The sequence below is a fragment of the Streptomyces callyspongiae genome (assembly GCF_047200695.1).
In the GTDB taxonomy this organism is placed as follows: Bacteria; Actinomycetota; Actinomycetes; order Streptomycetales; family Streptomycetaceae; genus Streptomyces.
In genome coordinates, this window is the sequence record NZ_JBJZOM010000026.1 from 16,559 (window position 1) to 41,687 (window position 25,129).

Here is a 25,129-nt window from a genome sequence, read left to right on the forward strand (position 1 = left end):
CCGCGGCCACGCGTCGTAAGGTGTGGTGCCCTGAGCACCAGTGAGCAAGAGCGAGACAGCGAGACCCTGGGGAGCCCGTGCGTGAATACCTGCTGACGCTCTGCGTCACGGCAGCGGTCACCTATCTGCTGACCGGTCCCGTGCGGAAGTTCGCCATCGTGGCCGGCGCGATGCCGCAGATCCGCGCTCGCGACGTGCACCGGGAGCCCACGCCCCGCCTCGGCGGCATCGCGATGTTCGGCGGTCTGTGCGCCGGACTGCTGGTCGCGGGGAGCCTCACCAATACCGGCCAGGTGTTCACCCTCTCCGACGAGCCGCGCGCGCTGCTGTCGGGAGCGGGTCTGATCTGGCTGCTGGGCGTCCTGGACGACAAGTGGGGCGTGGACGCCCTGATCAAGCTCGGCGGCCAGATGATTGCCGCCGGTGTGATGGTCTACCAGGGTCTGACCATCCTGTGGCTTCCGATTCCGGGTGTGGGCAACGTGGCGCTCACACCGCTCCAGGGCACGTTGCTGACCGTCGCGCTGGTGGTCGTCACGATCAACGCCGTGAACTTCGTCGACGGGCTCGACGGCCTCGCCTCAGGCATGGTCGGCATCGCCGCCGCGGCGTTCTTCATGTACGCCTACCGCATCTGGTACGGCTACGGCATCGAGGCGGCGGCGCCCGCGACGCTCTTCGCCGCCATCCTGCTGGGCATGTGCCTGGGCTTCCTGCCGCACAACATGCACCCGGCGAGGATCTTCATGGGGGACTCCGGATCGATGCTGATCGGCCTGGTGCTGGCCGCGGGGGCGGTGTCGATCACCGGTCAGGTCGATCCCGATCTCATGGTGCACCACGCGGGGTCGGAGAAGACCGCGGTCCGCGAGATGGTGCCGCTGTCCATGCCGCTGCTGCTCCCTCTGATGATCATCGCCGTTCCGGTGGCCGACCTGCTGCTGGCGGTGGTGCGCCGCACCTGGAAGGGGCAGTCGCCGTTCGCCGCGGACCGCGGCCACCTCCACCACCGGCTGCTGGAGATCGGCCACTCGCACAGCAGGGCCGTACTGATCATGTACTTCTGGTCGGCGCTGATCGCCTTCGGCGCCGTCGCCTTCTCGGTGAAGTCCTCGTCACTGGTGATCGTTCTCACGGTGGTGGTGCTCTCGGCGGTGGGCCTGGTGGCACTGCTCATGCCCCGCTTCCGGCCCCATGTGCCCGGCTGGGCGCAGGCCGTGGTGCCGCCCCGGTACCGGCGCCCGCGGCATGCGGACGTGGTGGAGGAGGAGCCGCGGGAGGGGTCCCCGGAGTCCGCTCGGGGGGCCGGGGCGCCCGCCTCCGTGGAACCCGCCGCCGCGGAGCCCGCCCTCGCCGGCCTGCACGGCGCCACCGCGATCGGTGGTCGTCGCCGTACTTCCAACGGCAATGCATAGAAGGTAAAACGGGTGCGTCAACCTCGAGCGCGCTGGTCAACTCCCTTGTGTGACCGGCAGCACACCGGGTAGGTAAAGACCTCATCAAATAGTTTGTGATACCGTTCACGAAAACCCGGTGACACGCCGAAGGGCCCGCCCGCGAGCGGGACTCCGGCGGGCGAATCCGCCCACGGCCGGGGATACGCTCGTCAGCGACGACAGACGCCCCCGACTCTCCGGAGTACCCCTCATGCAGCCGAACGACGCTCGCATGCTGCTGCACTGCGCCGTCCCGACCGCCCTCGCGGGTGCGGTGGGCGCAGTCGCCGGCGGCGTGCTCGCAGGTGGCAAGGGTGCGATCGGCGCGGTGGCCGGAGCGGTGGTCGTGATCCTCTTCATGGGAGGCGGCCTCGCGGGCCTGCAGAAGACCGCGAAGTCGTACCCGCACCTCTTCCAGGCCATGGGTCTGCTGCTCTACACCACGCAGATCCTCCTCCTCGCCGTCGTCCTGGTCGTCTTCAAGGGCACTACGCTCTTCGACGCCAAGGCCTTCGCCTTCACGCTTCTCGGCTCGACCCTCGTCTGGGTCGCCGCACAGGCCAGGGCGCACTCCAGGGCCAAGATCCTTTACGTGGAGCCCGATTCCGCCGTGGACGGAGCGTCCTCCGGTGCCGCGGGAAGCGGAGCCCGGTCATGAGATGTAGGGCCGGGATAAAGAGACGGGCGCTCAACTGCTATCGTCCGGTGCCATCTGTGGCGATGCAGCTCCGGCGGCCGACCGGCTCTGCCTCAGTGAGCCGCCCCCACATTCGCAAGACCAGTCCAGTGCCGTTCCGCGGTGATGTGCCGCGCCGACACATCGAGGTAGCCGTATCCATGCGCCATGCAGAAGGAGCTCGCGGTGAGTGCTGACCAGATGCTCGCCTTCGAGACCGATTGCCACATCTTTGACGGTTGCGGCTTCCCGGCTCCGGGGCTCCACTCGTTCGTCTTCGAGCCGATGTTCACCGTCGGCGGCTTCGAGTTCAACAAGGTGATGCTGCTCGCCCTGCTGGGCTCGCTCGCCGTAGTCGGCTTCTTCTGGGCCGCCTTCAACAAGCCGCGGGTCGTTCCGGGCAAGCTCCAGATGGTGGCCGAGGCGGGCTACGACTTCATCCGCCGCGGCGTCGTCTACGAGACGATCGGCAAGAAGGAGGGCGAGAAGTACGTCCCGCTGATCGTCTCGTTGTTCTTCTTCATCTGGATCATGAACCTCTGGTCGATCGTCCCGGTCGCCCAGTTCCCGGTGACGTCGATCATCGCCTACCCCATCGTGCTGGCGGCGATCGTCTACGTGACCTGGGTCTCGCTGACCTTCAAGCGGCACGGCCTGGTCGGCGCCTTCAAGAACTTCACCGGCTACGACAAGACGCTCGGCCCGGTGCTCCCGCTGGCGATGCTCATCGAGTTCTTCTCGAACCTGCTCGTCCGCCCCTTCACCCACGCGGTCCGGCTGTTCGCCAACATGTTCGCCGGCCACCTCATGCTGCTGATGTTCACCATCGCCAGCTGGTACCTCCTCAACGGCATCGGAGTCGTCTACGCGGGCGTCTCGTTCGTGATGACCCTCCTGATGACGGCTTTCGAGCTCTTCATCCAGGCCGTGCAGGCGTACGTCTTCGTCCTGCTGGCCTGTGCCTACATCCAGGGCGCGCTCGCCGAGCACCACTGAGCCCCCTCCCGAACCATCCGCCCTGCCCGATGGCCAACCCCCATCGGATCGTGAAAGAGAAGGAAGAATCGGCATGTCCGCTCTCGAGAACCTCGCCGCCGTCAGCGGTTCGCTCGGCTCCATCGGCTACGGTCTCGCCGCGATCGGCCCCGGCATCGGCGTCGGTATCGTCTTCGGTAACGGCACCCAGGCCCTGGCCCGGCAGCCCGAGGCCGCCGGCCTGATTCGCCAGAACCAGATCCTCGGTTTCGCCTTCTGTGAGGCGCTGGCCCTGATCGGCATCGTCATGCCGTTCGTCTACGGCACCTGAGCAGCGCTCACTGACAGCCCTTTGCGACGAAAGGCACTGATGTGGACGCCCTGACACACCTGGCGCAGGAGGGGGAGAAGCTCAACCCCCTCGTGCCGCCGATCCCAGAGCTGGTCATCGGCCTGATCGCCTTCGCCATCGTCTTCGGTTTCCTCGCGAAGAAGCTCCTCCCGAACATCAACAAGGTTCTGGACGAGCGGCGCGAGGCCATCGAGGGCGGCATCGAGAAGGCCGAGGCGGCCAAACTCGAGGCGCAGCAGACCCTCGACCAGTACAAGGCTCAGCTCGCCGAGGCACGGCACGAGGCCGCGCGCATGCGGTCCGAGGCCGAGCAGCGGGGCGCCGAGCTCATCGCCGAGATGCGGGCCGAGGGCCGGCGTCAGCGCGAGGAGATCGTCGCCTCCGGCCACGCGCAGATCGAGGCCGACCGCAAGCAGGCGGCCCAGGCGCTGCGTCAGGACGTGGGCAAGATCGCCACCGACCTGGCCGGCAAGCTCGTCGGCGAGTCCCTCGAGGACCACGCCCGGCAGAGCCGCGTCATCGACCGCTTCCTCGACCAGCTCGAGGAGAAGGCCGAGGCTGCACGATGATGGGAGCGAGCCGCGAGGCACTGGCTGCCGCACGCGAGAGCCTGAACTCGCTGACCGACAACACGTCGGTCGACGCGAGGAAGCTCGCCGACGAGCTGGCCGCCGTCACCGCGCTCCTCGACCGCGAGGTGTCGCTGCGTCGGGTCCTCACCGACCCGGCGCAGCCCGGCGAGGCCAAGGCCGAGCTGGTCGGACGCCTGCTGAGCGGCCAGGTCGACGGGGAGACCGTCGACCTCGTCTCCGGCATGGTCCGCTCCCGCTGGTCCTCCTCGCGCGGCATCGCCGACGCGGCCGAGGAACTGGCGGACATCGCAGACCTCATCGCGGCGGAGCGGGCCGGCACGCTGGAGGACGTCGAGGACGAGATCTTCCGCTTCGGCCGGACCGTGGCTTCCTCGTCCGAACTGCGCGCGGCGCTGACCAGCCGCACGGCCAAGAGCTCGGCCAAGTCCGAGCTGCTGCACTCGCTGCTCGGCGGCAAGGCGCAGCCCGCGACCGAGCGGCTGGTGACGCGACTCGTCACCCGTCCGCGAGGACGTAGCCTGGAGAACGGGCTGGAGCACCTCTCCAAGCTGGCGGCGGAGCGCCGGGACCGTTCGGTCGCGGTCGTCACCTCCGCGGTGCCGCTCACCGACCGGCAGCGGGAGCGCCTCGCCGCCGCACTGGCGACCATCAACGGCCGCCAGGTGCACCTCAACCTCGACGTGGACCCGTCCGTCGTCGGAGGCATCCGGGTGCGCATCGGTGACGAGGAGATCAACGGCTCCATCGCGGACCGTCTCGAGGACGCGCAGCGCAGGATGGCCGGCTGACGCCGCACACCAACTCAACAAGCATCACTAGCGGCCCGAGTTGGGCCGTAAAAGACAAGACTTACGGGCCCAACAAGGAGAGCAGGGAACCCAGATGGCGGAGCTCACGATCCGGCCGGATGAGATCCGGGACGCGCTGGAGAATTTCGTCCAGTCGTACACGCCGGACGCGGCCTCGCGCGAAGAGGTCGGGACGGTCAGCGTTGCCGGCGACGGCATCGCGAAGGTCGAGGGACTTCCCTCGGTCATGGCGAACGAGCTGCTGAAGTTCGAGGACGGCACCCTCGGCCTCGCCCTCAACCTCGAGGAGCGCGAGATCGGTGCCGTTGTCCTCGGCGAGTTCAGCGGCATCGAGGAGGGCCAGCCGGTCACGCGGACCGGCGAGGTCCTGTCGGTCCCGGTGGGCGAGGGCTACCTCGGCCGGGTCGTGGACCCGCTGGGCAAGCCGGTCGACGGCCTCGGCGACATCGAGACCGAGGGCAACCGCGCCCTCGAGCTGCAGGCCCCCACGGTCATGCAGCGGAAGTCGGTGCACGAGCCGATGGAGACGGGCTACAAGGCCGTCGACGCGATGACCCCCATCGGTCGCGGCCAGCGGCAGCTGATCATCGGTGACCGCCAGACGGGCAAGACCGCCCTCGGCATCGACACGATCATCAACCAGCGCGACAACTGGCGCTCGGGCGACCCGGACAAGCAGGTCCGCTGCATCTACGTCGCCGTCGGCCAGAAGGGCTCCACCATCGCGTCCGTGCGCGGTGCGCTGGAGGAGGCCGGCGCCCTGGAGTACACCACCATCGTCGCCGCCCCGGCGTCCGACCCGGCGGGCTTCAAGTACCTGGCCCCCTACACCGGCTCGGCCATCGGCCAGCACTGGATGTACCAGGGCAAGCACGTCCTGATCGTCTTCGACGACCTCTCCAAGCAGGCCGACGCCTACCGTGCGGTGTCCCTGCTGCTGCGCCGCCCGCCGGGCCGTGAGGCCTACCCGGGGGACGTCTTCTACCTGCACTCCCGGCTGCTCGAGCGCTGCGCGAAGCTCTCGGACGACATGGGCAAGGGCTCGATGACCGGTCTGCCGATCGTCGAGACCAAGGCGAACGACGTCTCGGCGTTCATTCCGACCAACGTCATCTCCATCACCGACGGCCAGTGCTTCCTGGAGTCCGACCTGTTCAACGCGGGCCAGCGCCCGGCGCTGAACGTCGGTATCTCCGTCTCCCGTGTGGGTGGTTCCGCCCAGCACAAGGCGATGAAGCAGGTCTCGGGACGGCTCCGTGTGGACCTCGCCCAGTTCCGTGAGCTGGAGGCGTTCGCCGCCTTCGGTTCCGACCTGGACGACGCCTCCAAGTCGGCTCTGGACCGCGGTCAGCGCATGGTCGAGCTGCTGAAGCAGCCGCAGTACGCGCCGTACTCCACCGAGGACCAGGTCGTCTCCATCTGGGCCGGCTCCAACGGCAAGATGGACGACGTGCCGGTCGCGGACATCCGCCGCTTCGAGCGCGAGCTGCTGGACTTCCTCCACCGCGAGCACAAGAGCCTCATGACCTCGATCGTCGAGGGCGGCAAGATGTCCGACGACACCGTTCAGTCGATCGGCGACGCCGTGGACTCCTTCAAGAAGACGTTCGAGACCGCGGACGGCAAGCTGCTGGGCGAGGACTGAGCATGGGTGCCCAGCTCCGCGTCTACAAGCGGCGGATCAAATCCGTCAAGGCGACGAAGAAGATCACGAAGGCGATGGAGATGATCGCCGCCTCGCGCATCGTCAAGGCGCAGCGCCAGGTGTCGGCCTCCACGCCGTACGCGACCGAGCTCACCCGTGCGGTGACCGCGGTGGCGAAGGGATCGGACAGCAAGCACGCGCTGACCACCGAGGCGGAGAACCCGACCCGGGCCGCGGTCCTGCTGATCACCAGCGACCGCGGTCTGGCGGGGGGCTACTCCTCCAACGCCATCAAGGCCGCGGAGGCGCTCACCCGGCGCCTGGAGGGCGAGGGCAAGGAGGTCGACACCTACCTCGTCGGCCGCAAGAGCGTGTCCTTCTACTCCTTCCGCAACCTGCCGGTGGCGGACTCCTGGACCGGTTTCTCCGACAGCCCGACGTACGCGCACGCCAAGATGGTGGCCGAGCCGCTGATCGAGGCGATCACCGCGAAGCAGGCTGCCGAGGGGGCGGTCGACGAGCTGCACATCGTCTACACGGAGTTCGTGTCGATGATGACGCAGAACCCGGTGGACCGCCGGATGCTGCCGCTCTCCCTCGACACGGACGGCGGGACGTCCGTCCCGACGCCCGAGGACGGCGAGGAGGAGCGGACGGCGTCCAAGGGCACCAAGGTCCTGCCGCTGTACGACTTCGAGCCCTCCGCCGAGGACGTGCTCGATGCGCTGCTGCCGCGGTACGTCGAGAGCCGGATCTACAACGCCCTGCTGCAGGCGGCTGCCTCCGAGCACGCCGCTCGCCGCCGGGCGATGAAGTCGGCGACCGACAACGCCGAGGAACTCATCAAGTCGCTCACGCGGCTTGCCAACGCGGCCCGACAGGCCGACATCACCCAGGAAATCAGCGAGATCGTCGGTGGTGCCAGTGCGCTGGCCGACGCTTCTGCGGGGAGTGACAGGTAACCATGACCACCACAGTTGAGACCGCGACGGCGACGGGCCGCGTCGCGCGGGTCATCGGCCCGGTCGTCGACGTGGAGTTCCCCGTCGACGCGATGCCGGAGATCTACAACGCGCTGACCGTCGAGGTCGCGGACCCCTCCGAGGACGGCAAGAAGAAGATCCTGACGCTCGAGGTCGCGCAGCACCTCGGTGAGGGTCTGGTCCGTGCGATCGGCATGGAGCCGACCGACGGCCTGGTCCGGCAGGCTCCGGTGACCGACACCGGCAACGGCATCACGGTGCCGGTCGGCGACGTCACCAAGGGCCGGGTGTTCAACACCCTCGGTCACATCCTGAACGAGCCGGAGGCCGAGTCCGAGGTCACCGAGCGCTGGCCGATCCACCGCAAGGCGCCGGCCTTCGACCAGCTCGAGTCGAAGACCGAGATGTTCGAGACCGGCCTGAAGGTCGTCGACCTGCTGACCCCGTACGTCAAGGGCGGCAAGATCGGCCTGTTCGGCGGCGCGGGCGTCGGCAAGACCGTGCTCATCCAGGAAATGATCATGCGTGTGGCCAAGCTGCACGAGGGCGTTTCCGTGTTCGCCGGCGTCGGCGAGCGCACGCGTGAGGGCAACGACCTCATCGAGGAGATGGCCGAGTCCGGCGTTCTGCCGCAGACCGCGCTGGTCTTCGGCCAGATGGACGAGCCGCCGGGCACCCGTCTGCGGGTCGCGCTGGCCGGTCTGACCATGGCGGAGTACTTCCGCGATGTGCAGAAGCAGGACGTGCTGTTCTTCATCGACAACATCTTCCGCTTCACCCAGGCCGGTTCCGAGGTCTCCACCCTGCTCGGTCGCATGCCCTCCGCGGTGGGCTACCAGCCGAACCTGGCGGACGAGATGGGTGTGCTCCAGGAGCGCATCACCTCGACCCGCGGTCACTCCATCACCTCGATGCAGGCGATCTACGTGCCCGCGGACGACCTCACCGACCCGGCGCCGGCGACGACCTTCGCGCACCTGGACGCCACCACGGTGCTGTCGCGTCCGATTTCCGAGAAGGGCATCTACCCGGCCGTGGACCCGCTGGACTCCACGTCCCGGATCCTGGACCCGCGGTACATCTCGCAGGAGCACTACGACACCGCCTCGCGGGTCAAGGGAATCCTGCAGAAGTACAAGGACCTCCAGGACATCATCGCCATTCTCGGTATCGACGAACTCGGCGAGGAGGACAAGCTCACCGTCCACCGCGCGCGTCGCATCGAGCGCTTCCTGTCGCAGAACACCCACGCGGCGAAGCAGTTCACCGGCCTGGACGGATCGGACGTTCCGCTGGACGAGTCGATCGCCGCGTTCAACGCGATCGCGGACGGCGACTTCGACCACTTCCCGGAGCAGGCGTTCTTCATGTGCGGTGGCCTGGAGGACCTCAAGGCCAACGCCAAGGAGCTCGGCGTCTCCTGACGCGGTCGCCGGTGGGGGCGGGCTCCCGCCCCCACGCCCTCCGGGGCGTGGGAGGCGACCCCGCCCGTCCGGCACCCCTTATCCTTTTCACCATCCCTTATCTGAGGAGCCACCGTGGCTGAGTTGCACGTCGAGTTGGTCGCCGCGGACCGCAAGGTCTGGTCGGGCGAGGCCAGCCTGGTCGTCGCGCGCACCACGTCGGGTGATATCGGCGTCATGCCCGGCCACCAGCCGCTGCTCGGTGTGCTGGAATCCGGCCCGGTCAACATCCGCACGACCGGTGAGAGCGGCGAGGGCACCGTCGTCGCCGCCGTGCACGGCGGGTTCGTCTCGTTCTCGGACAACAAGCTGTCTCTGCTGGCGGAGATCGCGGAACTGTCGGAGGAGATCGACGTCGAGCGGGCCGAGCGGGCGCTGGAACGGGCCAAAGCCGATGCGGACGCCGCAGCCGAGCGGCGTGCCGACGTCAGGCTGCGTGCGGTGACGACGGGCGCCCACTGAGGCCCGCACCACGCGGAAGTCATCCCTCAGCCGCGGACCGGACTGGAGCACTCTCCAGCACGGTCCGCGGCTGAGGCCATAGAGAACCAGGGCCGCTCCAGGCCCGTCGAGCAGTCGATGCGAGGAGGTCGGTGAAGATGGTCCTCGCACTCGTGCTGTGCGGAACGGCCCTGCTGCTGGTGGTGCTGGCGCTGTTCGTCTTCGGGCTGCGCCGCCGGCTGATCCAACGCTCCGGAGGCACCTTCGACTGCTCCCTCCGGTGGGACCTGCCGGAGGAGGAGACCGGCGACTCCGGAGGCAAGGGATGGGTCTACGGCGTCGCCCGCTACAACGGTGACCGGGTCGACTGGTTCCGCGTCTTCTCCTACGCTCTCCGGCCCCGGCGTACCCTGGAGCGCGCCGGCGTCGACGTACTGGCCCGGCGCATGCCCAGCGGCGAGGAGGAGCTCGCGCTGCTGTCCGACCAGGTCGTGCTGAGCTGCACCCTGTACGGCACGCGCGTGGAGTTGGCGATGAGCGACGACGCGCTGACGGGTTTCCTCGCCTGGCTCGAGGCGGCACCCCCCGGCCAGCGGGTCAACGTGGCCTGACGGGCCGATCGGTCGACCGGCCGGCCGGCCGTGCCGGTCCCGGACCCGGGCGTCCGGGACCGGACGGGGCGGTCAGCCGCAGTGCGAGGCCTGCTCCTGGCCGGTCATCGCCCGGGTGTGCTGCGTCTTCGTGCTCGGGGCGTCCGGCACCGGGCCCGTGGCGGTGAACGGGACGTACCAGTAGTAGTGCCCGTAGTACGGGTCCGGGAAGTGCAGTTCGTAGGTGCCCGTGACGGTCTGCATCTGCGCCTCGCGGGTCACCCAGCCCACTTCGTTCGGCCGGACGTCGATGTAGGTGGTGTCGGTCTCGGTGTGCGAGTTGGACCAGGTGTGCTCGTAGCTGGCCTCGACCGTCACCTTGAAGACCTCGCCGAAGCCGTACTCGGCGCTCATCGAGAGGCCGACGCTGTTGGTCTCACCGGTGGTGTCGGACCAGCCGACGCCCGAACGCTGCGTGTCCTGCGTGCAGTTGAACGCGCTGTCGCCGACCTGGTGGGACGGGCCCATGGAGATCTGCGGCGGACCGTCGGGGTGGAAGATGCACACGTCGCTGCCGTTGTCGCACTTCATCAACAACTGGCGGGCCGTGGGCGTCTCCTCGGCGTGGGCGACCGGCGCGAGCGCCGCACTGCCCACCGTCGCGAGGGCGGCGGCGAGCACGCCGACTCGTGTTCTGCTGCGCATGGGGTTCCTCCGTCGAATGCGTGGGGGTGGCTGCTGGTAGGTGCGTACTGCCGCTCCGGGAGAGGTCAGCTGAAGCCGACCGACTCCGCACGGTCGTTCATGAACGAGCCGATGTCCGGAGTGTTCTCCTTGAACGGGCCGTCGCGGTCGCCGCCAAGATTCGGCTCCGGGTACAGCCAGATCCAGCAGTTCGCCCACGGCTGGACGGAGGAGATGCGGTCCTTCCACCAGTCGTCGAAGTCCAGCTGGTACTCGACCCAGCCGTCCTTCACGCACGGCTCGGCGCCGTAGACGGTCAACGAGGACCCGCCGTAGGAGGCGTGCTCGAAGAAGGTGCCCTGGATCACCTCGCCCGCCAGCTCGGCCCGGAACGCGTCGTCCCGCGCTGCGGCACGCGCGGACTCCGGTGCGTCCTTCACCCGGCCCCCGGTCGCCGCCGTCACCGCCGCGTCGAAGGTCCCGAAGCACTGCTGCCGACCGCTGTCCAGGTCGGCGATGCAGTGCCGGTGGTCCGGCCCGTCGGCCGGTGCGGGGGCGGCCTGCGCCGTCGCGCCGGACACGCCGCTGAGCGCGGCGGCCAGGGCGAGCGCAGCGGCACCCCTGACGGAACGTGCTGATCTTCGTGCCATCACCGTTGTTTTCCCTTCTCCTGTAGGGGGGGGGAGAGCGCTCTCGATTCTGCTCGCCCCGACCGCTGCGAAACGGAAGGCCCGGTATTGCCCGGAATCCACGCGCGTTGCCCCAGCTCGCCGGATCACCGGTGCCCGCGAATGTGGGACGCCGAGCGGCCCGCGCTCGCCGCCCTGACACTGCGGGTGTTGCAGCACCAGGGCACCCGGCCCGCTCCCTCACCCCGGTGAGACGAAGCCGGACTCGTAGGCCGTGATGACCGCCTGGGTGCGGTCCCGTGCGCCCAACTTCGTCAGCACCGAACTGACATGGGACTTCACCGTCTCGGTCCCGACCACCAGCACGCCTGCGATCTCGGCGTTCGAGAGTCCCCGGGCCATCAGCCGCAGCACCTCCCCCTCCCGTTCCGTGAGGGACGCCCGGTCCATCGCCGCCCGCGCCTCCGGCGAGCCATGCTCCTGGGCCAGCGACCGCACGGCGGCCGGAAACAGCACCGAGTCGCCCGCCGCCACCAACCGCACCGCATGCACGATCTCGGCCGGCCGCGACCGCTTCAGCAGGAATCCGTCGGCGCCCGCCCGCAGTGCGCCGTAGACGTATGCGTCGTTCTCGAACGTGGTCACCACGAGGATCTTCGGAGGCCGGTCCACGAGTCGCAGCACCGCACGGGTCGCCTCGATGCCGTCCTGCAGCGGCATGCGGACGTCCATCGCGACCACGTCCGGTTGCAGCCGCCGGACCAGCGGAACCACCGCAGCGCCGTCGGCGGCTTCTCCCACCACCTCGATGTCGGGCTGCGCCTCCAGCACGGCGCGCAGGCCGACCCGTACCAGGGGTTCGTCGTCGACGAGCAGCACGGAGACGGTCACCGGCGCCGCCCCGACGGGGCGGCCGGCAGTTCGACGTGGACCCGCCACCCGCCGTCCCGCATTCCCGCGGTGGCGCCGCCGCCCAGCAGGGCGGCCCGTTCCCGGATCCCCCGCAGCCCGCTGCCCGCTCCCGCACCCCCGCGGTCGGCCCCCGGCGACGCCACCGGATTGCGCACGTCCAACTCCACCCGTTCCTCGCCGACCGTCAGCCGCGCGTGCACCGCGACCGGAGAGGTTCCCCCGTGCCGGATCGCGTTGGTCAGCGTCTCCTGAAGGATGCGGTACCCCTCGCGGGACACCGGCCCGGGCACCCCGGACACATTGCCGGCGATCTCCAGGTCCACCTCGGCCCCCGACGTACGGGCGGCCTCCACCAGCCGGTCCGCGTCCGCCAGGGACGGTCGGCGACCCGCTCCGTCCTCCGCCCGCCGCAGTACCCGCAGCATCCGGTCCAGATCCTCCAGTGCCTCCCGCCCCGTCTCCTCGATCGCCGCCAGGGCCCGGTCGGTGAACTCCGCGCTGCCCGCCGTGCGGGCCGCCCCGGCCTGCACCACGGTGACGGTGAGCGCGTGACCGACCGAATCGTGCAACTCGCGGGCGATCCCGTCGCGTTCCAGCAGCCGCTCCGTCAACTCCTCGAGTTCCGCGAGCCGCTCCGCCGGGGACGGCCCCAGCAGGCGGCGTGCCGCGACGGTCGTCACGGCTCCCAGGCCTGCCATCAGGTACACCAGGAGGAGCAGGGGCAGCGGGGCCAGCAGTGCGAACCCCCAGTGGTCCCCGCTCAGATGCAGCACGGACTCCGTGCCGCTCTCCCGGCCGAGCGCCGCGTCGATCAGTTCGAGGAAAGCGGTGATGAGTTGTACCGACACCAGGACGGCGAGCAGCCCCGTCTCCAGGCGCAGCACCATCCACAGTGCCGTCCTGCCGCGGTCCCGCCACGAGGCGGACGGGCGTGCCACGATCGCCGACCGCCCCTCCGGGCCGTCGGTGTGACCGTGCGGCCCGGGCAGCAGCATCAACCGTGCCTGGAGGCCCTCCGCCAGACGCATCGCCGGGAACAGGATCGCCACCAGGAGCAGTAGCGGGATCGGAACCAGCGCCACCAGCAACCACTGTCCCGGGCTCTTCCCGTCCAGTCCGGGGTAGACCGCGCCGCACACGAAGGCGATCACGGAGCCGACCAGCAGGTGCAGCCAGCGGGTGTAGGTGACGGCCCGGGCCGGCGGACGCAGCACTCGACGCATGGCGACATCCTGGCAGCCCGCAGTGCCCGCGCGGCTCCCCCGCACGGGGGAGACGGTCCCCCACCGCGGGGGATGCCTCGCGGCATGCCCCCGGCCGAGGCTTGCCGCATGACTTCCATCGAGATCCGCGAACTCACCAAGGACTACGGTGACGTCCGGGCCGTGGACGGCCTCACGTTCACCGTGGAGCCGGGGCGGGTCACCGCTTTCCTCGGCCCCAACGGTGCCGGCAAGTCCACGACACTGCGCCTCGTCCTCGGACTGGACCGCCCGACCTCCGGAACCGCCACCGTCGGCGGACGTCCGTACACGGCTCGCGAGGAGCCGCTGCGCCACGTCGGCGCGCTGCTGGACGCGCAGGCCGCGCACGGCTCCCGCACCGGCCGCGGCCATCTGCAGATCCTGGCCGCGAGCAACCGTGTCCCGATGAGCCGGGTGGACGAGGTGCTGGCGGAGGCAGGGCTGGCGTCCGTGGCGCGGCGCCGCGTCCGCAGCTACTCGCTGGGCATGCGACAGCGGCTCGGCATCGCCGCCGCGCTGCTGGGGGATCCGCCGGTGCTGCTGCTCGACGAGCCCTCCAACGGGCTGGATCCCGAAGGCATCGTGTGGATCCGGGAACTGATGCGACGCATGGCGGGGGAGGGGCGCACCGTGCTGGTCTCCAGCCATCTGATGTCCGAGACCGCGTCGTGCGCCGACCATGTGGTGGTCCTCGGGCGGGGGCGCCTGCTCGCCGACACCGGCATGCGGAACTTCCTCGACCGGCGGGTGGTGCCCCGGGTACGGCTGCGCACCTCGGACGACGAACTGCTGAAGATCGTGCTCGCCGACCACGGGTACCGGGCCCGCAGGTGCGAGGGCGGCCGCTGGAGCGTGGAGGACGCCCACGTGGAGGACATCGGCCCGATCACCGCACGAGCAGGTGTACCCGTCCTCGAACTCTTCGCCGAGGAGGGGTCCCTGGAGGACGCCTACCTCGCGCTCACCCAGGAGGCATGACCGTGGCTCTCGTACCCGTGCTGCGCGCCGAGTGGATCAGGACCAGGACCCTGCGCGGTACTGCGGTCTCATGGGCCGCCGTCCTCCTGAGCACCGTCGGCGTCACGGTCCTCGCCATGGCGACGGTGGGCCGGGCCGAGGCGGTCGGCTCCGAGGACCCGCTCCTGTTCGCCTTCTACGGCATCAACTTCGGTCAGATCGCGGCCCTCTGCTTCGGGACCCTGATGTTCTCGTCCGAGTACGTGAACGGCGCGCTGCGGATCTCGCTGGCCGCGGTGCCCTCCCGAGGCCGCTTCTACACGGCGAAGGTCCTGGTGGTCGGTGTGCTCGGCAGTGCGGTCGGTGTCCTCACGGGCTTCGCCGCCTTCCTCGTCGGACAGACCTTCCTGGGTTCCCACGCCCTGGGTCTCGGCGATCCGGGCGTGGTGCGCGCCTGTGTCGGCGCAGGCCTCTACCTCGGACTGTTGGCACTGCTCGCGGCCGGGACGGCGGCGGTGCTGCGCAGCGGGACAGCGGTGCTGAGCCTCCTGGTTCCGTTCGTCCTGCTGGTGTCCTTCGTCGTCGGCGACGTCGCGACGGGCGTTGCGCCCTACCTTCCCGACCGTGCCGGGCAACAGGTGCTGCACCAGGATCCCTCCGGGCCGCTGGGGCCGTGGGCGGGTCTTGCGGTGACGGCGGCGTGGGCCGGCGCAGCTCTGGTGGCCGGCTGGTGGTGCCTACGGCGCCGCGACGCGTGACGGGCGGGGGAGCAGGTTCCGCCGCCACGCGTGCGCCGTCCCGGTCAGCGGTTCTCGCCGGGCACCCAGAGCACGTCGCCGACCTCCTTGTTCGCCGACCGTGCCAGGATGAAGAGCAGGTCGGACAGCCGGTTCAGGTAGGTCGCCGTGAGCGGGTTCATGGTGTCGCCGTGCTCCTCGAGGGCCGACCAGGTGGAGCGTTCGGCCCGCCGGACCGCGGTGGTGGCCTGGTGGAGGAGTGCCGCGGCCGGTGTGCCGCCGGGCAGGATGAAGCTGCGCAGTTTCTCCAGGCCGGCGAGGAAACGGTCGCAGTCCTCCTCCAGTTTGTCGATGTAGGACTGCTCGACCCGCAGCGGGGGGAACTCCGGATTCTCCACGACCGGGGTGGCCAGATCGGCGCCGACGTCGAAGAGGTCGTTCTGGACGCGCACGAGGACGGTCCTCACCTCGTCGGTCGGCTCGCCCAGGGCGAGTGCCACCCCGATCGCGGCGTTCGCCTCGTTGGCGTCCGCGTAGGCGGCGATCCGGGTGTCGGTCTTGGGGGTGCGGCTCATGTCGCCGAGGGCCGTGGTGCCGTCGTCCCCGGTGCGGGTGTAGATGCGCGTCAGGTTGACCATGGGTGCAGGGTAGCCCGCGCGGCACGAGGGTCCCGCGGCACCGCGGAACCCTCGTGCCGCGCGCCGGGCAGCCGTCCGCTCAGTGGGCGGAGGGGCCGTCCCCGTGAGCGCTGCGCGCGTCGGTGAGGATCTCCTCCACTCGGTGGCGGGGCAGGGCGCTGCGCAGCGCCAGCCAGATGGTGAGGCCTGTCAGCACCAGGGTCGCCGCGGCGCCCAGGTTGAAGTCCAGGACGCCGAGGTTGCCGGCGTCCGCGTCCTGCGTGGGGTAGTCCCCGAGGAAGCTGATCAGCGCCAGTCCGGCGAACCAGACGAACACCCAGGTGCCTGCGGCCAGGTCCAGCTTCGGGTGTTCCTGGCGGGAGAACCTCAGGAAGGCCACCAGCAGGGCCCAGCCCAGGAGCATCAGGCCGAAGAGCTTCCAGTTCTTGTCCCAACCCGTCCAGTAGACGATCAGGTTGGTGGACCACAGGGCCATGAAGCCCACGAACCACACCATGCGGTCGCCGAGCTTGTAGGGGCGCTCCTGCTCCGGAAGCTGTTTGCGCATGGCCAGCAGCACGATCGGCCCGGAACCGAAGGACAGCACCGTGGCGCTGGTGATGAAGCCGACCAGCTGGGCCCAGCCCGGGAACGGGAGGAAGAACAGGCAGCCCACGATGAAGGCCAGCAGCAGACTGACCCACGGCACGCCGTTGTGGTCGACCTTCGCGAGACCGGCGGGGGCGTTGCGGTTGCGGCCCATGGCGTACGAGATCCGCGCCGTGACCCCGGCGTAGATCATGCCGGTGTCGCCGGGGGAGATGATGGCGTCGGCATAGAGCAGACCGGCGAGCCACACCGCGCCGAGGATGCCGGCGATGGCGGCCAGCGGGCCGAAGGTCGCCAGGACGTCGGAACCGGAGGTGAAGTTCGCGCCGACGGCCTGCCAGCCCTCGGCCGTGATCGCCTCGGACGGCACGGCGGCGATGAAGGCGATCTGCAGGCCGATGTACAGGATGCCGCAGATGACGACCGAGCCGATCAGGGTGAACGGAACGTTTTTCTTGGGGTTGTCGGTCTCTCCCGCGAGTTCCACTCCCTGCCGGAACCCGAAGTAGGAGAAGGCGATGCCGGCGCTGGCCACCGCGCTGAACACGCCCTGGGCGTCGTAGGGGGCGAAGCCACCGAAGTCCGGGCTCGCGAAGTGGTCGGTGTTGAAGGCCAGGCTCATGAAGACGGCGATGACCAGCACGATCATCAGCAGCTTCCACCACACCAGGACGTTGTTGAGCCGCTGGAACCAGCGCACGCCGAAGAAGTTGACGAGGACGAAGACGCCCATCAGGGCGACGGAGATCAGGGTGCCCCATCCCGTGAGGGTGGGTTTTCCGTCCTGGATGTCCTGCAGCCAGGGGAGCCAGTTGTTGGAGTACTGGACGACGGCGAGCACCTCGATGGGTGCGACGGCGGCGGCGGCGATCCACGTCAGCCATCCCAGCGTGAAGCTGGTGAACGAGCCGAACGAGTAGTGCGGGTACCGCGCGACGCCACCCGAGTGCGGGAACATGGTGCCCAGCTCGGAGTAGCTCATCCCGATGAAGACGAACATCACGGCGCCGATGACCCAGGAGATGATCGCCGCGGGCCCGGCGAGCTGCGAGGCCTCCAGCGATCCGAAGAGCCAGCCGGATCCGATGATCGAGCCCACCGCGGTGAACAGCAGCCCTGTGGTTCCGAAGTCTTTCTTCAGCCGGCGGTCGTCGCCGGGATCGTCCACGGACGGATGTGCGGTCGTGTCGGCCATCTGACGGGCCACCTCCTGTTGGTGCATGCGTGCCGGCCCACGGGGAGAAGCGTGGGGTACGGACGGCCTTGCCCGACGGTTCCGGAGCGGTTCCGGGGGCAGGGCTCCGCCTCCACGCTCACCTCACCGGAGCCCGGGGTGTGCATTCGGCCGTGCCGCGTCTCCTTTTGATCAAGAGTTGTTAAAGGGCGTGCATGGTGGCCCTCGCGTGTGCATAGGCGCCCCGTTGGTGCAGTATGCCTTGTTGGTCCGAAAAGGTGGAGTACCGCCCGAGGTCGCGTCCCGCGCCTCCGCCGCGGGTCGCGGCCGGGCGTGCATACCGTGGTGAATCGGGCGGGAGTGGTGTGACGTCCGCCATGTGAGACGTGACGCGCGTCTCTTCCCTGCCTGAGGCGGCGCCCGAGACGCTAGGGTCCCGCCAACAGCCAGGTAGTGACGGAAGGATGCGTGTCGTGGCGAAGAAGCTCGCCGTCATCGGTGCCGGCCTGATGGGTTCCGGTATCGCGCAGGTCTCGGCCCAGGCGGGCTGGGAGGTGGTCCTCCGCGACGTGACCGACGAGGCGCTGCGCCGCGGCACGGACGGTATCAAGGCCTCCTACGACAAGTTCGTGAGCAAGGGCAAGCTCGACGCCGACGCGGCGGAGGCCGCACTGGGCCGGATCACCACGACGACGGAGCTGGAGGCCGCCGCCGACGCGGATGTCGTCGTCGAGGCCGTCTTCGAGCGCATCGAGGTCAAGCGGGAGATCTTCCGGACGCTCGACACCCTCGTCAAGGACGACGCTCTGCTCGCCTCCAACACCTCCGCCATCCCGATCACCAAGATCGCGGCCGTCACCGAGCGCCCGGAGCGGGTCGTCGGCACGCACTTCTTCTCGCCGGTGCCCATGATGGCGCTCTGCGAGCTGGTGCGCGGTCACAAGACCAGCGACGCCGCGCTGGCCACTGCCCGCGAGTTCGCCGAATCCGTCGGCAAGACCTGCATCGTGGTCAACCGTGACGTCGCCGGCTTCGTCACCACCCGGCTGATCGCCGCTCTGGTCGTGGAGGCGGCGAAGCTCCAGGAGTCCGGCGTCGCTTCGGCCGAGGACATCGACACCGCCTGCAAGCTGGGCTTCGGCCACGCGATGGGGCCGCTCGCCACCGCCGACCTCACCGGTGTGGACATCCTGCTCCACGCCACGGAGAACATTCACACCGAGTCGCAGGACCCGAAGTTCGCACCGCCGGAAGGCATGCGGCGGATGGTCGACGCGGGTGACTTCGGCCGGAAGAGCGGGCAGGGCTTCTACCGCTACTGACTTCCTCGCCCCGGCGGCACGGCCGGGGAGGGGTGCCCGCGTCGTGAGCGGGCACCCCCGGCGGCGTCGCGGACGGTGGCCGAGCCTCACCCGTCGGGGTGAAATCCGCATCGGTTGGGCCTCCGACAACAACCCGACAGGCCGTCAGTTCGTCACACAGGACGAGAGTTCGTCACGCGAGGCTCTCGGAGCACGCGCGCCACGCCCGAGGTACCACCCAGTCGCACACGATCCACACGGGGAGCGGTTATGCACATCAGGGGCGACCACGCCGAGCTGGTCGTCGGAGGCCGCCTCGACGTCCGCAGCGCCGCGGACGCCCGCACGGCCCTCCACCACGCCGTCGACGAGGGCGACGGCGACCTCGTCCTCGATCTCGCGGAACTCGAGTCGTGGGACGCGACCGGGCTCGGGGTGATCATGGGAGTGCACCGGCGTGCGGGGCGCTGCGGGAGAAGGCTGGTGCTCCGGCAGGTGCCGCCGCAGATGCAGCGCCTCCTGGTCGCCACCCGGCTCCACCGCATCCTCGCCTTCGAGGACGCCGCAGCGGCCTCCTCGGTCGGAATCCTCACCAACCCGTGATGCCGTGCACCCCAAAAGGGCACAGGGGCTCGGGGATACTGTGCCGGACACTGCGATGGGGCGGAGGCCATGGTTCAGCACGACAACGACCACTCCGGTGAGGAGAACGCCGAGGGGCGGGGCAGCGGTTCTCCCACTCGTACCGTCCGACTCATATCGGGTGACTACCTTCTGACGGTCAATCCGGTCGACGGCAGCGAGATCGAGCCCTGCCCGCCCGTACTGCGCCGGTCCGGACCACTGGTGCGGCGCTCCGGCGGCGAGCGGGCCGGCCGCGCGGACGCTGGACCCTCCGGGCCTCCGCCGCTGTGCGAGCGGGACGAGGAACGCGAGCGCCTCACCCGGTTGCTGGGGCAGGGACGTTCGGTACGCCTCACCGGCCCCCGCGGATCCGGAAGGACGGCCCTGCTCGACGCTCTCGCCGCAGAGGTGTCCGACCTCGCCCCCGACGGCGTCGTCCGGCTCAGCGGTCTCCGCCGCAGCATCTCCGATCTGCTCCAGGACCTGTTCGCGGCCGTGTACGACGCCGCGGATCAGCGCCCCGACCGGCGGCGTCTGGTGGAGGCGCTCTCCACCGTCGGGGCCGTGGTCGTCGTCGACGACCTCGAGGTCGGTGGCGAGCTGCTCGACGAACTCCTCGCCGCCACACCCGAGTGCGCGTACGTGTTCGCGGCTACGCCGGACGTGCCCTCACCGTCGGAGACGGCCGCCCTCGAAGAGGTCTTCCTGTCCGGCCTCAGCCGCACCGGGGCGCTGGAAATGCTGGAGCGGTGCCTCGAACGTCCCCTGACCGACCACGAGGCGGACTGGGCCGGTGACCTGTGGTTCCTCGGAGAGGGTAAGCCGCTGCTGTTCCGGCAGGCGGCGGCCCTGCTGCGGCAGCGCGACAGGGGAACGGGGGCGCTCCACACCGACGCGGCCGACGACGACGGGTTGCCGAGCGGCATCGAACTCGCCGCGCCCCTCGCACGGGGGCTCTCCCCGATCGCGCGCGAAGCGCTGGGCGTCGCGATCGCCCTCGGCGGGGAACTCCCCAGTGCCACCCAGCTGCCCGCCATCCTGCGCGAGGACCACGCGGACCGGACCGCCGACGAACTCTTCGAAGCCGGGCTCCTCACGGAGGCGGACGGCCGTCTGCGGCTCGCCCACGGCGTCGTCGAACAGCTCGGCGAGGCCCACGAGGACACCGACGGCACGCGCTGCCGCAACGTCGCCCGCCACTACGCCTGGTGGGTCGCCCACCCCTCGGTGCCGTCGGCCCGCGTCGCCGCAGAGGCCGACGCGGTGGTGGCAGCCGTGCAGTCCGCGCAGCGTGCCGGAGCGGCGGAGGACGCCGTACGGCTGGCGCGCGCGGCGGCCCCGGTGCTGGCGGCTGCCTCGCGCCGGGGGGCGTGGGAACGGCTGCTGCGCACCGGTCAGGAGGCGGCGCGCAGCACCGGTGAGATCACCGAACAGGCCTACTTCCACCACGAGCTGGGCGTTCTGGCCCTCTGCGAGGGACATCCGGAGCGGGCACGTGCCGAGCTGGACGCCTCGATCGCGCTGCGGGCCGCTCTCGCCGACAAGCACGGCACCGTGGCGGGACGGCGGACGCTCGCCCTGGTCATGGACCGTCTCAGGGCGGCCGGCGGCGGGGCCGCCGGGATCACGCCCGGCACGACGAACGGGCCGACGATCGCCGGGGCGGCGGGTGCCACGGGAGGCCCGGACTTCCCGTCGCAGGCCGCACCGGCCCCGGGAGCCGCCGCGGAGGCCGGCACGCCGGACGCGGGCGTGCCGGCGGCCGTTGGGGAACCCGGCACCTCAGCCGGCGCACCCACCGCACCCACGCGCCGCGTCGACGACGCTGCCCCGCTCCGCGCCCGGGACACCGGCGGCATGCCGCCGGCCGCGTTCGGCGACGTCTCGACGGTGGACCACGACGGCTTCGCCGCGCTGGACGCCGCCACGGACGCGGACCACGGCCGGCACACCGTGGGCGGGCGCCGCGGGCTGGCCGTCCACGGCACCCGCAAGAACGTGCTGGCCGCCGGCGCGGGAGCGCTGCTCGCGGCCGTGCTGGGCACCGTGATGACTCTCGGTGCCGCCTCGGACAGCTCGGAGGACCCGTCCGGCGGGCCGGGCCGCCCCGGCAACTCCGACTCGCTGCCCGACACGCCCACCGACGGCACCACGACGTCGCCGGCGGCCGGCGGCGACGGTGCTTCCCACTCCTCCGGGGGTGCGCCGGCACCGGGACACTCCGACGCGACGACCGGTCCCACCGGTGCCGACGAGTCGGCGTCCCCGAGCGGCGGGCCGACGTCCACCCGGGACCCCCGTCCGACGCCGGGCGGCGACGGGGAGCCGGGCGAGACCTCCAGCAGTCCCGCTCCGACGCACAGCTCCAGCAGTCCGTCGCCGTCGGAGTCCTCCGAACCTTCCAGCAGCCCGTCGAGCAGTCCCAGCCCCACCGGGTCGCCGTCCGGTTCGGGCTCGACGGGTGACGGGGACTCGGCTTCACCCGATTCGGGCGATCCGGTGGGCGATGTGCTGGGCGCTCCCTCGCCGAGCGGCGGCCCGGACGACGGCACCGGCGGCGCGGTGGCCTGACGGCACGGTGCGGTTCTTCTCCCCTCCGGGTACGGGGGGAACCGTGGCCCGCGGGCCGCCGGAAGAGGCGGGCCGTCAGAAGAGGCGGAGCTTGTCGTCGTCGATGCCGCGCAGCGCGTCGTAGTCGAGGGTGACGCAGGAGATCTCCCGGTCCGTCGCCAGCACCCGCGCCTGCGGTTTGATCTCCTGCGCCGCGAACACACCCTTCACCGGTGCCAGATGCGGGTCCCGGTTCAGCAGTTCAAGGTAGCGCGTGAGCTGTTCGACGCCGTCGATCTCGCCGCGTCGTTTGATCTCGACCGCGACGGTGGTGCCGTCCGCATCGCGGCACAGGATGTCCACCGGGCCGATCGCCGTGGGGTATTCACGCCGGATGAGGGACCAGCCCTCGCCGAGGGTCTCCATCCGGTCGGCGAGGAGCTCCTGCAGGTGGGCCTCCACGCCGTCCTTGATGAGGCCCGGATCCACGCCGAGTTCGTGCGAGGAGTCGTGGAGGACCTCCTCCATGGTGATGATGAGCTTCTCGCCGCCCTTGTTGACGACCGTCCACACGGTCACGCCGTCCTGCTCGCTCTCCTTGAGCGAGCAGGGCGGTGACATCCAGTTCAGAGGTTTGTAGGCGCGGTCGTCCGCGTGGACGGAGACCGAGCCGTCCGCCTTCACCAGCACGAGCCGCGGAGCGGTCGGGAGGTGGGCGGTGAGCCGGCCTGCGTAGTCGACGGAGCAGCGGGCGATGACGAGACGCATGGTCGGTCACGCTAGCCGACCGGACGCTCCCTCCGCGATCCGCCCCCGGGTCCCTCCTGGCTTGTTGTGCATGCCTTCGTCTGGTGTGTCCGTGCCCGGCGGCTTACGCTTCGCAGCGGGGACGTCGCCGTGCGGAACCGCGTGCGGGAGCGCGCGGACGGGCCGGGCCCGCCGTGCGTGCCGGTGCTCCCCGTCCGTCCGTTGGACCCCGTCCCCGCGACGGGGTCGCGAGAGGAGATCTCATGTCGCTCGACGTCTCACCGGCCCTCCTCGCACAGGCCGAGCGAGGCGAAGTCGACGAAGCGGCCTTCGTCGACTGCGTCCGCACCTCCCTGCCGTACGCGTGGGAGACCGTCAGCGCGCTGGTCACCCGGCTGAAGGCGGACGGTGGTGAGTTCGCCGACAACCTCACTCCGCCGCCCGACGAGGAGTCCCGCGGCCAGTTGCTGCGGGCTCTGGCGAGCGACGCGATACGCGGCGCGCTGGAGAGGCACTTCTCCGTGCGTCTCGCCTTCCAGAACTGCCACCGGGTGGCGGTCTTCCCGACCGGTTCCGCAGCGGACGACCGCCTCGCACGCTTCACCTCGGTGCGCGGCCAGTTGCTCAACCAGTCGCCGACGCTGCGCGACTGCTGAGAGCGCCGCGGGGCGGCGGGCGCGGAGGAGGACGCTCATCCGTCCGGCGCGCTCGTCGTGCCGCCGCGCCGCCGTGCCCGGACGTCAGCGGAGCAGCGGCAGGACCTCCGCCCCCAGCCGGCCCACGTTCGCCCTGGTGGCCGTGAGATCCCCGGTGCCTTCGACGAGCAGGGCGAAGCGGCGCACCCCGGTGGCGTCCGCCGTCGCCGCCAGCCGGTCGGCGCACCACCGCGGCGGTCCCACCGGGTGCAGGGAGCACAGCAGTTCGGTGTAGGCCGACGGGTCCCGCAGCGTGCGTTTCCGGCCGTCCACCGTGCGGTGCGCGGCCAGGCCGTTCCGCAGCCACCCGGGCATCGCCTTCGTGAGCAGCCCGACGGCCTCCTCGCGGGTGTCGGCCACCTGCACCACTCCGGCGGACACATGTGCCGCCGCCGATGCCCGGACCCGGTCCCGCGGATGCCCCGCCGCCACGGCCTCCTGCTGCCATAGGGCGGTCATCCCGGCCTTTTCCTCGTCCCCGCAGTGCATCCCGAGCAGCATCGGAAGGCAGTGCCGGGCGGCGAGCCGCACGGTGCCCGGGGAGGTGCAGGCGACCAGCACTCCGGGAGGACGGGACGGGCCCGCGACGGCGTCGCCCGGGCGCGGCACGACATCGACCTCCGGAAAGCGGTACCGCTCGCCCTCCGCGCCGACCCGCGGCTCGCGCAGCCACCGCAGCAGGAGCTCCAGGTCCTCGGGGAACTGCCGCTCGTACGCCGCCGTGCCGCCGCCGAACACCGACAGGTCGATCCAGGGGCCGCCGCGTCCCACGCCGAGGGTGAAGCGGCCGCCGGTGGTCAGGTGGAGCAGGGCGGCCTGTTCCCCGAGCGCCACCGGGTGCGCGTTCGGCAGCACGCTGACGGCCGTGCCGACGGCGATGCGTCGCGTCCGCCCCAGCACCAGGGCGGCGAGGGTCACCGCGGACGGGCACACGCCGTACGGCACGAAGTGGTGCTCCGCCAGCCACACGGCGTCGAGTCCGGAACGCTCCGAGGCGTCGGCCGCCTCGACCGCCCGGTGAAGGGCCTCCTCGGGGCCCTGTCCCGGGAACTGCCCGGCCAGGACGAACGAGCCGACCGACACGTCCTGTTGCTGTGGCATCCGTGCACCGCCTCTCTGCGGCCCGCCCTTCCGGACTCCCCTCCGGCACCAACGCGTGACATGTGCCGAGGGCACGGCCACGCCTGCCGGGAACGGGCGGGGCACTGCAGTTCGAGGGTGCAGGCCGGGCGCGCCGGGCCGTCCGCGCTCAGTACTCTGGTGGCAGCGGTGCCGCCCCGCGTCCCCGCCAGCCGCCCGACCGTCCCGTCCTTCGAGGTGCAGCCGTGTCCCCGCGTCGTAACCGCCCGCGCGGCGGTGGCAGGTCCGCTTCCCGGGACAGCGGCCAGGGCCGGGGCGGATTCCACGGATTGGAGCGCACCGAGGAGTGGCGGGGCGAGGAATGGCTGGTGCGCCGGATCGGCGGCGGCGCGGCCGCCAAGCAGTACCGGTGCCCCGGCTGCGACCAGGAGATCCCGCCCGGCGTTCCGCACGTCGTGGCCTGGCCCCGGCACGGCGACGTGGACTCCCGGCGGCACTGGCACACGGCCTGCTGGAACGCGCGGGACCGCCGGAGCGCGCGGCTCCAGAGGTCCCGCAACGCGCCCCGCTACTGAGCTTGCTGGAGGCCGGTTCCGTGGTCCTGGC

The 25,129-nt window shown here is 70.7% G+C and carries 26 protein-coding genes; 18 read left to right on the plus strand and 8 right to left on the minus strand.

The features are described from left to right. Positions 1 to 77: 77 nt before the first annotated feature. From ACL06G_RS20390 to ACL06G_RS20440, 11 genes are all read left to right on the plus strand, one after another. Positions 78 to 1,415 (plus strand): MraY family glycosyltransferase, encoded by a 1,338-nt coding sequence (locus ACL06G_RS20390; RefSeq protein ID WP_412786479.1) that lies wholly within the window; start codon positions 78 to 80, stop codon positions 1,413 to 1,415. A 232-nt stretch (positions 1,416 to 1,647) separates the two neighbouring features. After that, positions 1,648 to 2,094, plus strand: coding sequence for a Cg1360 family ATP-synthase-associated protein (locus ACL06G_RS20395; RefSeq protein WP_412786478.1), 447 nt, complete (start codon positions 1,648 to 1,650; stop codon positions 2,092 to 2,094). 204 nt (positions 2,095 to 2,298) lie between these two features. After that, positions 2,299 to 3,108, plus strand: a complete 810-nt coding sequence (gene atpB, locus ACL06G_RS20400) for a F0F1 ATP synthase subunit A (protein WP_503167830.1) — start codon at positions 2,299 to 2,301, stop codon at positions 3,106 to 3,108. A 73-nt stretch (positions 3,109 to 3,181) separates the two neighbouring features. Beyond that, positions 3,182 to 3,418, plus strand: coding sequence for an ATP synthase F0 subunit C (atpE, locus tag ACL06G_RS20405; RefSeq protein WP_412786476.1), 237 nt, complete (start codon positions 3,182 to 3,184; stop codon positions 3,416 to 3,418). A gap of 41 nt (positions 3,419 to 3,459) precedes the next feature. Beyond that, complete coding sequence (locus tag ACL06G_RS20410; RefSeq protein ID WP_412786475.1) at positions 3,460 to 4,008, plus strand: F0F1 ATP synthase subunit B; 549 nt, start codon at positions 3,460 to 3,462, stop codon at positions 4,006 to 4,008. Further along, positions 4,005 to 4,820, plus strand: coding sequence for a F0F1 ATP synthase subunit delta (locus tag ACL06G_RS20415; protein ID WP_412786474.1), 816 nt, complete (start codon positions 4,005 to 4,007; stop codon positions 4,818 to 4,820). Before ACL06G_RS20410 ends, ACL06G_RS20415 begins: the two co-directional genes overlap by 4 nt. A 94-nt stretch (positions 4,821 to 4,914) precedes the next feature. Continuing rightward, a complete protein-coding gene (atpA, locus tag ACL06G_RS20420; protein ID WP_412786473.1) occupies positions 4,915 to 6,486 on the plus strand; it encodes a F0F1 ATP synthase subunit alpha in 1,572 nt (523 codons plus the stop codon). 2 nt (positions 6,487 to 6,488) lie between these two features. Continuing rightward, positions 6,489 to 7,448 carry a F0F1 ATP synthase subunit gamma gene (locus ACL06G_RS20425; protein WP_412836456.1) on the plus strand — a complete coding sequence of 320 codons (960 nt, stop codon included), beginning with the start codon at positions 6,489 to 6,491 and terminating at the stop codon, positions 7,446 to 7,448. A gap of 2 nt (positions 7,449 to 7,450) precedes the next feature. Next, positions 7,451 to 8,893, plus strand: a complete 1,443-nt coding sequence (gene atpD, locus ACL06G_RS20430; RefSeq protein WP_412786471.1) for a F0F1 ATP synthase subunit beta — start codon at positions 7,451 to 7,453, stop codon at positions 8,891 to 8,893. 114 nt (positions 8,894 to 9,007) lie between these two features. Next, positions 9,008 to 9,394: a F0F1 ATP synthase subunit epsilon gene (locus ACL06G_RS20435; protein ID WP_412786470.1), complete on the plus strand. Its 387-nt coding sequence runs from the start codon at positions 9,008 to 9,010 to the stop codon at positions 9,392 to 9,394. Between the two features lie 137 nt (positions 9,395 to 9,531). Beyond that, entirely contained in the window at positions 9,532 to 9,984 is a 453-nt protein-coding gene (locus tag ACL06G_RS20440) for a DUF2550 domain-containing protein (protein WP_412786469.1), read from the plus strand. Positions 9,985 to 10,056: 72 nt separating this feature from the next. Here the strand turns inward: ACL06G_RS20440 and ACL06G_RS20445 are convergent, their stop codons facing one another. The 4 genes from ACL06G_RS20445 to ACL06G_RS20460 all read right to left on the minus strand — a co-directional run bounded on the left by ACL06G_RS20445 (position 10,057) and on the right by ACL06G_RS20460 (position 13,411). Continuing rightward, positions 10,057 to 10,668, minus strand: a complete 612-nt coding sequence (locus ACL06G_RS20445; protein WP_412786468.1) for a hypothetical protein — start codon at positions 10,666 to 10,668, stop codon at positions 10,057 to 10,059. A gap of 65 nt (positions 10,669 to 10,733) precedes the next feature. After that, positions 10,734 to 11,297 (minus strand): hypothetical protein, encoded by a 564-nt coding sequence (locus ACL06G_RS20450; RefSeq protein ID WP_412786467.1) that lies wholly within the window; start codon positions 11,295 to 11,297, stop codon positions 10,734 to 10,736. A 219-nt stretch (positions 11,298 to 11,516) separates the two neighbouring features. Continuing rightward, on the minus strand, positions 11,517 to 12,167 hold the full coding sequence (locus ACL06G_RS20455; protein WP_412786466.1) for a response regulator transcription factor: 651 nt from the start codon (positions 12,165 to 12,167) through the stop codon (positions 11,517 to 11,519). Next, positions 12,164 to 13,411, minus strand: a complete 1,248-nt coding sequence (locus ACL06G_RS20460; RefSeq protein ID WP_412786465.1) for a sensor histidine kinase — start codon at positions 13,409 to 13,411, stop codon at positions 12,164 to 12,166. The genes ACL06G_RS20455 and ACL06G_RS20460 overlap by 4 nt, the downstream gene beginning before the upstream one ends. A 108-nt stretch (positions 13,412 to 13,519) precedes the next feature. Here ACL06G_RS20460 and ACL06G_RS20465 point away from each other — a divergent pair, with 108 nt between their 5' ends. Beyond that, a complete protein-coding gene (locus tag ACL06G_RS20465; protein ID WP_412786464.1) occupies positions 13,520 to 14,410 on the plus strand; it encodes an ABC transporter ATP-binding protein in 891 nt (296 codons plus the stop codon). Further along, positions 14,407 to 15,147 carry an ABC-2 transporter permease family protein gene (locus ACL06G_RS20470; protein WP_412786463.1) on the plus strand — a complete coding sequence of 247 codons (741 nt, stop codon included), beginning with the start codon at positions 14,407 to 14,409 and terminating at the stop codon, positions 15,145 to 15,147. Before ACL06G_RS20465 ends, ACL06G_RS20470 begins: the two co-directional genes overlap by 4 nt. 44 nt (positions 15,148 to 15,191) lie before the next feature. On the opposite strand, the gene ACL06G_RS20475 is transcribed toward ACL06G_RS20470, so the two are convergent. Beyond that, the gene (locus tag ACL06G_RS20475) at positions 15,192 to 15,764 is read right to left on the minus strand and encodes a cob(I)yrinic acid a,c-diamide adenosyltransferase (protein ID WP_412786462.1); all 573 of its coding nucleotides are present in this window, start codon (positions 15,762 to 15,764) and stop codon (positions 15,192 to 15,194) included. Positions 15,765 to 15,843: 79 nt separating this feature from the next. Beyond that, positions 15,844 to 17,547, minus strand: a complete 1,704-nt coding sequence (locus tag ACL06G_RS20480; RefSeq protein ID WP_412836457.1) for an APC family permease — start codon at positions 17,545 to 17,547, stop codon at positions 15,844 to 15,846. A 452-nt stretch (positions 17,548 to 17,999) separates the two neighbouring features. Between ACL06G_RS20480 and ACL06G_RS20485 the strand changes: the two genes are divergently transcribed. From ACL06G_RS20485 to ACL06G_RS20495, 3 genes are all read left to right on the plus strand, one after another. Then, positions 18,000 to 18,848: a 3-hydroxyacyl-CoA dehydrogenase family protein gene (locus ACL06G_RS20485; protein ID WP_412786460.1), complete on the plus strand. Its 849-nt coding sequence runs from the start codon at positions 18,000 to 18,002 to the stop codon at positions 18,846 to 18,848. A 249-nt stretch (positions 18,849 to 19,097) separates the two neighbouring features. Further along, on the plus strand, positions 19,098 to 19,430 hold the full coding sequence (locus ACL06G_RS20490) for an STAS domain-containing protein (protein WP_412786459.1): 333 nt from the start codon (positions 19,098 to 19,100) through the stop codon (positions 19,428 to 19,430). A 69-nt stretch (positions 19,431 to 19,499) separates the two neighbouring features. Next, positions 19,500 to 22,022: an ATP-binding protein gene (locus tag ACL06G_RS20495; RefSeq protein WP_412786458.1), complete on the plus strand. Its 2,523-nt coding sequence runs from the start codon at positions 19,500 to 19,502 to the stop codon at positions 22,020 to 22,022. A gap of 75 nt (positions 22,023 to 22,097) precedes the next feature. On the opposite strand, the gene nucS is transcribed toward ACL06G_RS20495, so the two are convergent. Then, complete coding sequence (gene nucS / locus ACL06G_RS20500; RefSeq protein WP_412786457.1) at positions 22,098 to 22,769, minus strand: endonuclease NucS; 672 nt, start codon at positions 22,767 to 22,769, stop codon at positions 22,098 to 22,100. Between the two features lie 242 nt (positions 22,770 to 23,011). On the opposite strand from nucS, the gene ACL06G_RS20505 reads away from it, so the two are divergent. Further along, positions 23,012 to 23,404 carry an SCO5389 family protein gene (locus ACL06G_RS20505; protein WP_412786456.1) on the plus strand — a complete coding sequence of 131 codons (393 nt, stop codon included), beginning with the start codon at positions 23,012 to 23,014 and terminating at the stop codon, positions 23,402 to 23,404. An 84-nt stretch (positions 23,405 to 23,488) separates the two neighbouring features. Here the strand turns inward: ACL06G_RS20505 and ACL06G_RS20510 are convergent, their stop codons facing one another. Continuing rightward, positions 23,489 to 24,526, minus strand: a complete 1,038-nt coding sequence (locus ACL06G_RS20510) for an LLM class flavin-dependent oxidoreductase (protein WP_412786509.1) — start codon at positions 24,524 to 24,526, stop codon at positions 23,489 to 23,491. Between the two features lie 242 nt (positions 24,527 to 24,768). Here ACL06G_RS20510 and ACL06G_RS20515 point away from each other — a divergent pair, with 242 nt between their 5' ends. Next, positions 24,769 to 25,098 (plus strand): Rv1322 family protein, encoded by a 330-nt coding sequence (locus tag ACL06G_RS20515; protein WP_412786455.1) that lies wholly within the window; start codon positions 24,769 to 24,771, stop codon positions 25,096 to 25,098. Positions 25,099 to 25,129 lie beyond the last annotated feature (31 nt).

Coding starts and splice junctions, on each gene's coding strand:
- ACL06G_RS20460 (WP_412786465.1), bottom strand. CDS start 13,411: ATGCGTCGAGTGCTGCGTCCGCCGGCCCGGGCCGTCACCTACACCCGC.
- nucS (WP_412786457.1), bottom strand. CDS start 22,769: ATGCGTCTCGTCATCGCCCGCTGCTCCGTCGACTACGCAGGCCGGCTC.
- ACL06G_RS20415 (WP_412786474.1), top strand. CDS start 4,005: ATGATGGGAGCGAGCCGCGAGGCACTGGCTGCCGCACGCGAGAGCCTG.
- ACL06G_RS20495 (WP_412786458.1), top strand. CDS start 19,500: ATGGTTCAGCACGACAACGACCACTCCGGTGAGGAGAACGCCGAGGGG.
- ACL06G_RS20465 (WP_412786464.1), top strand. CDS start 13,520: ATGACTTCCATCGAGATCCGCGAACTCACCAAGGACTACGGTGACGTC.
- ACL06G_RS20505 (WP_412786456.1), top strand. CDS start 23,012: ATGTCGCTCGACGTCTCACCGGCCCTCCTCGCACAGGCCGAGCGAGGC.
- ACL06G_RS20440 (WP_412786469.1), top strand. CDS start 9,532: ATGGTCCTCGCACTCGTGCTGTGCGGAACGGCCCTGCTGCTGGTGGTG.
- ACL06G_RS20395 (WP_412786478.1), top strand. CDS start 1,648: ATGCAGCCGAACGACGCTCGCATGCTGCTGCACTGCGCCGTCCCGACC.
- ACL06G_RS20475 (WP_412786462.1), bottom strand. CDS start 15,764: ATGGTCAACCTGACGCGCATCTACACCCGCACCGGGGACGACGGCACC.
- ACL06G_RS20470 (WP_412786463.1), top strand. CDS start 14,407: ATGACCGTGGCTCTCGTACCCGTGCTGCGCGCCGAGTGGATCAGGACC.
- ACL06G_RS20445 (WP_412786468.1), bottom strand. CDS start 10,668: ATGCGCAGCAGAACACGAGTCGGCGTGCTCGCCGCCGCCCTCGCGACG.
- ACL06G_RS20425 (WP_412836456.1), top strand. CDS start 6,489: ATGGGTGCCCAGCTCCGCGTCTACAAGCGGCGGATCAAATCCGTCAAG.
- ACL06G_RS20450 (WP_412786467.1), bottom strand. CDS start 11,297: ATGGCACGAAGATCAGCACGTTCCGTCAGGGGTGCCGCTGCGCTCGCC.
- atpE (WP_412786476.1), top strand. CDS start 3,182: ATGTCCGCTCTCGAGAACCTCGCCGCCGTCAGCGGTTCGCTCGGCTCC.
- ACL06G_RS20480 (WP_412836457.1), bottom strand. CDS start 17,547: ATGGCCGACACGACCGCACATCCGTCCGTGGACGATCCCGGCGACGAC.
- ACL06G_RS20490 (WP_412786459.1), top strand. CDS start 19,098: ATGCACATCAGGGGCGACCACGCCGAGCTGGTCGTCGGAGGCCGCCTC.
- atpA (WP_412786473.1), top strand. CDS start 4,915: ATGGCGGAGCTCACGATCCGGCCGGATGAGATCCGGGACGCGCTGGAG.
- atpD (WP_412786471.1), top strand. CDS start 7,451: ATGACCACCACAGTTGAGACCGCGACGGCGACGGGCCGCGTCGCGCGG.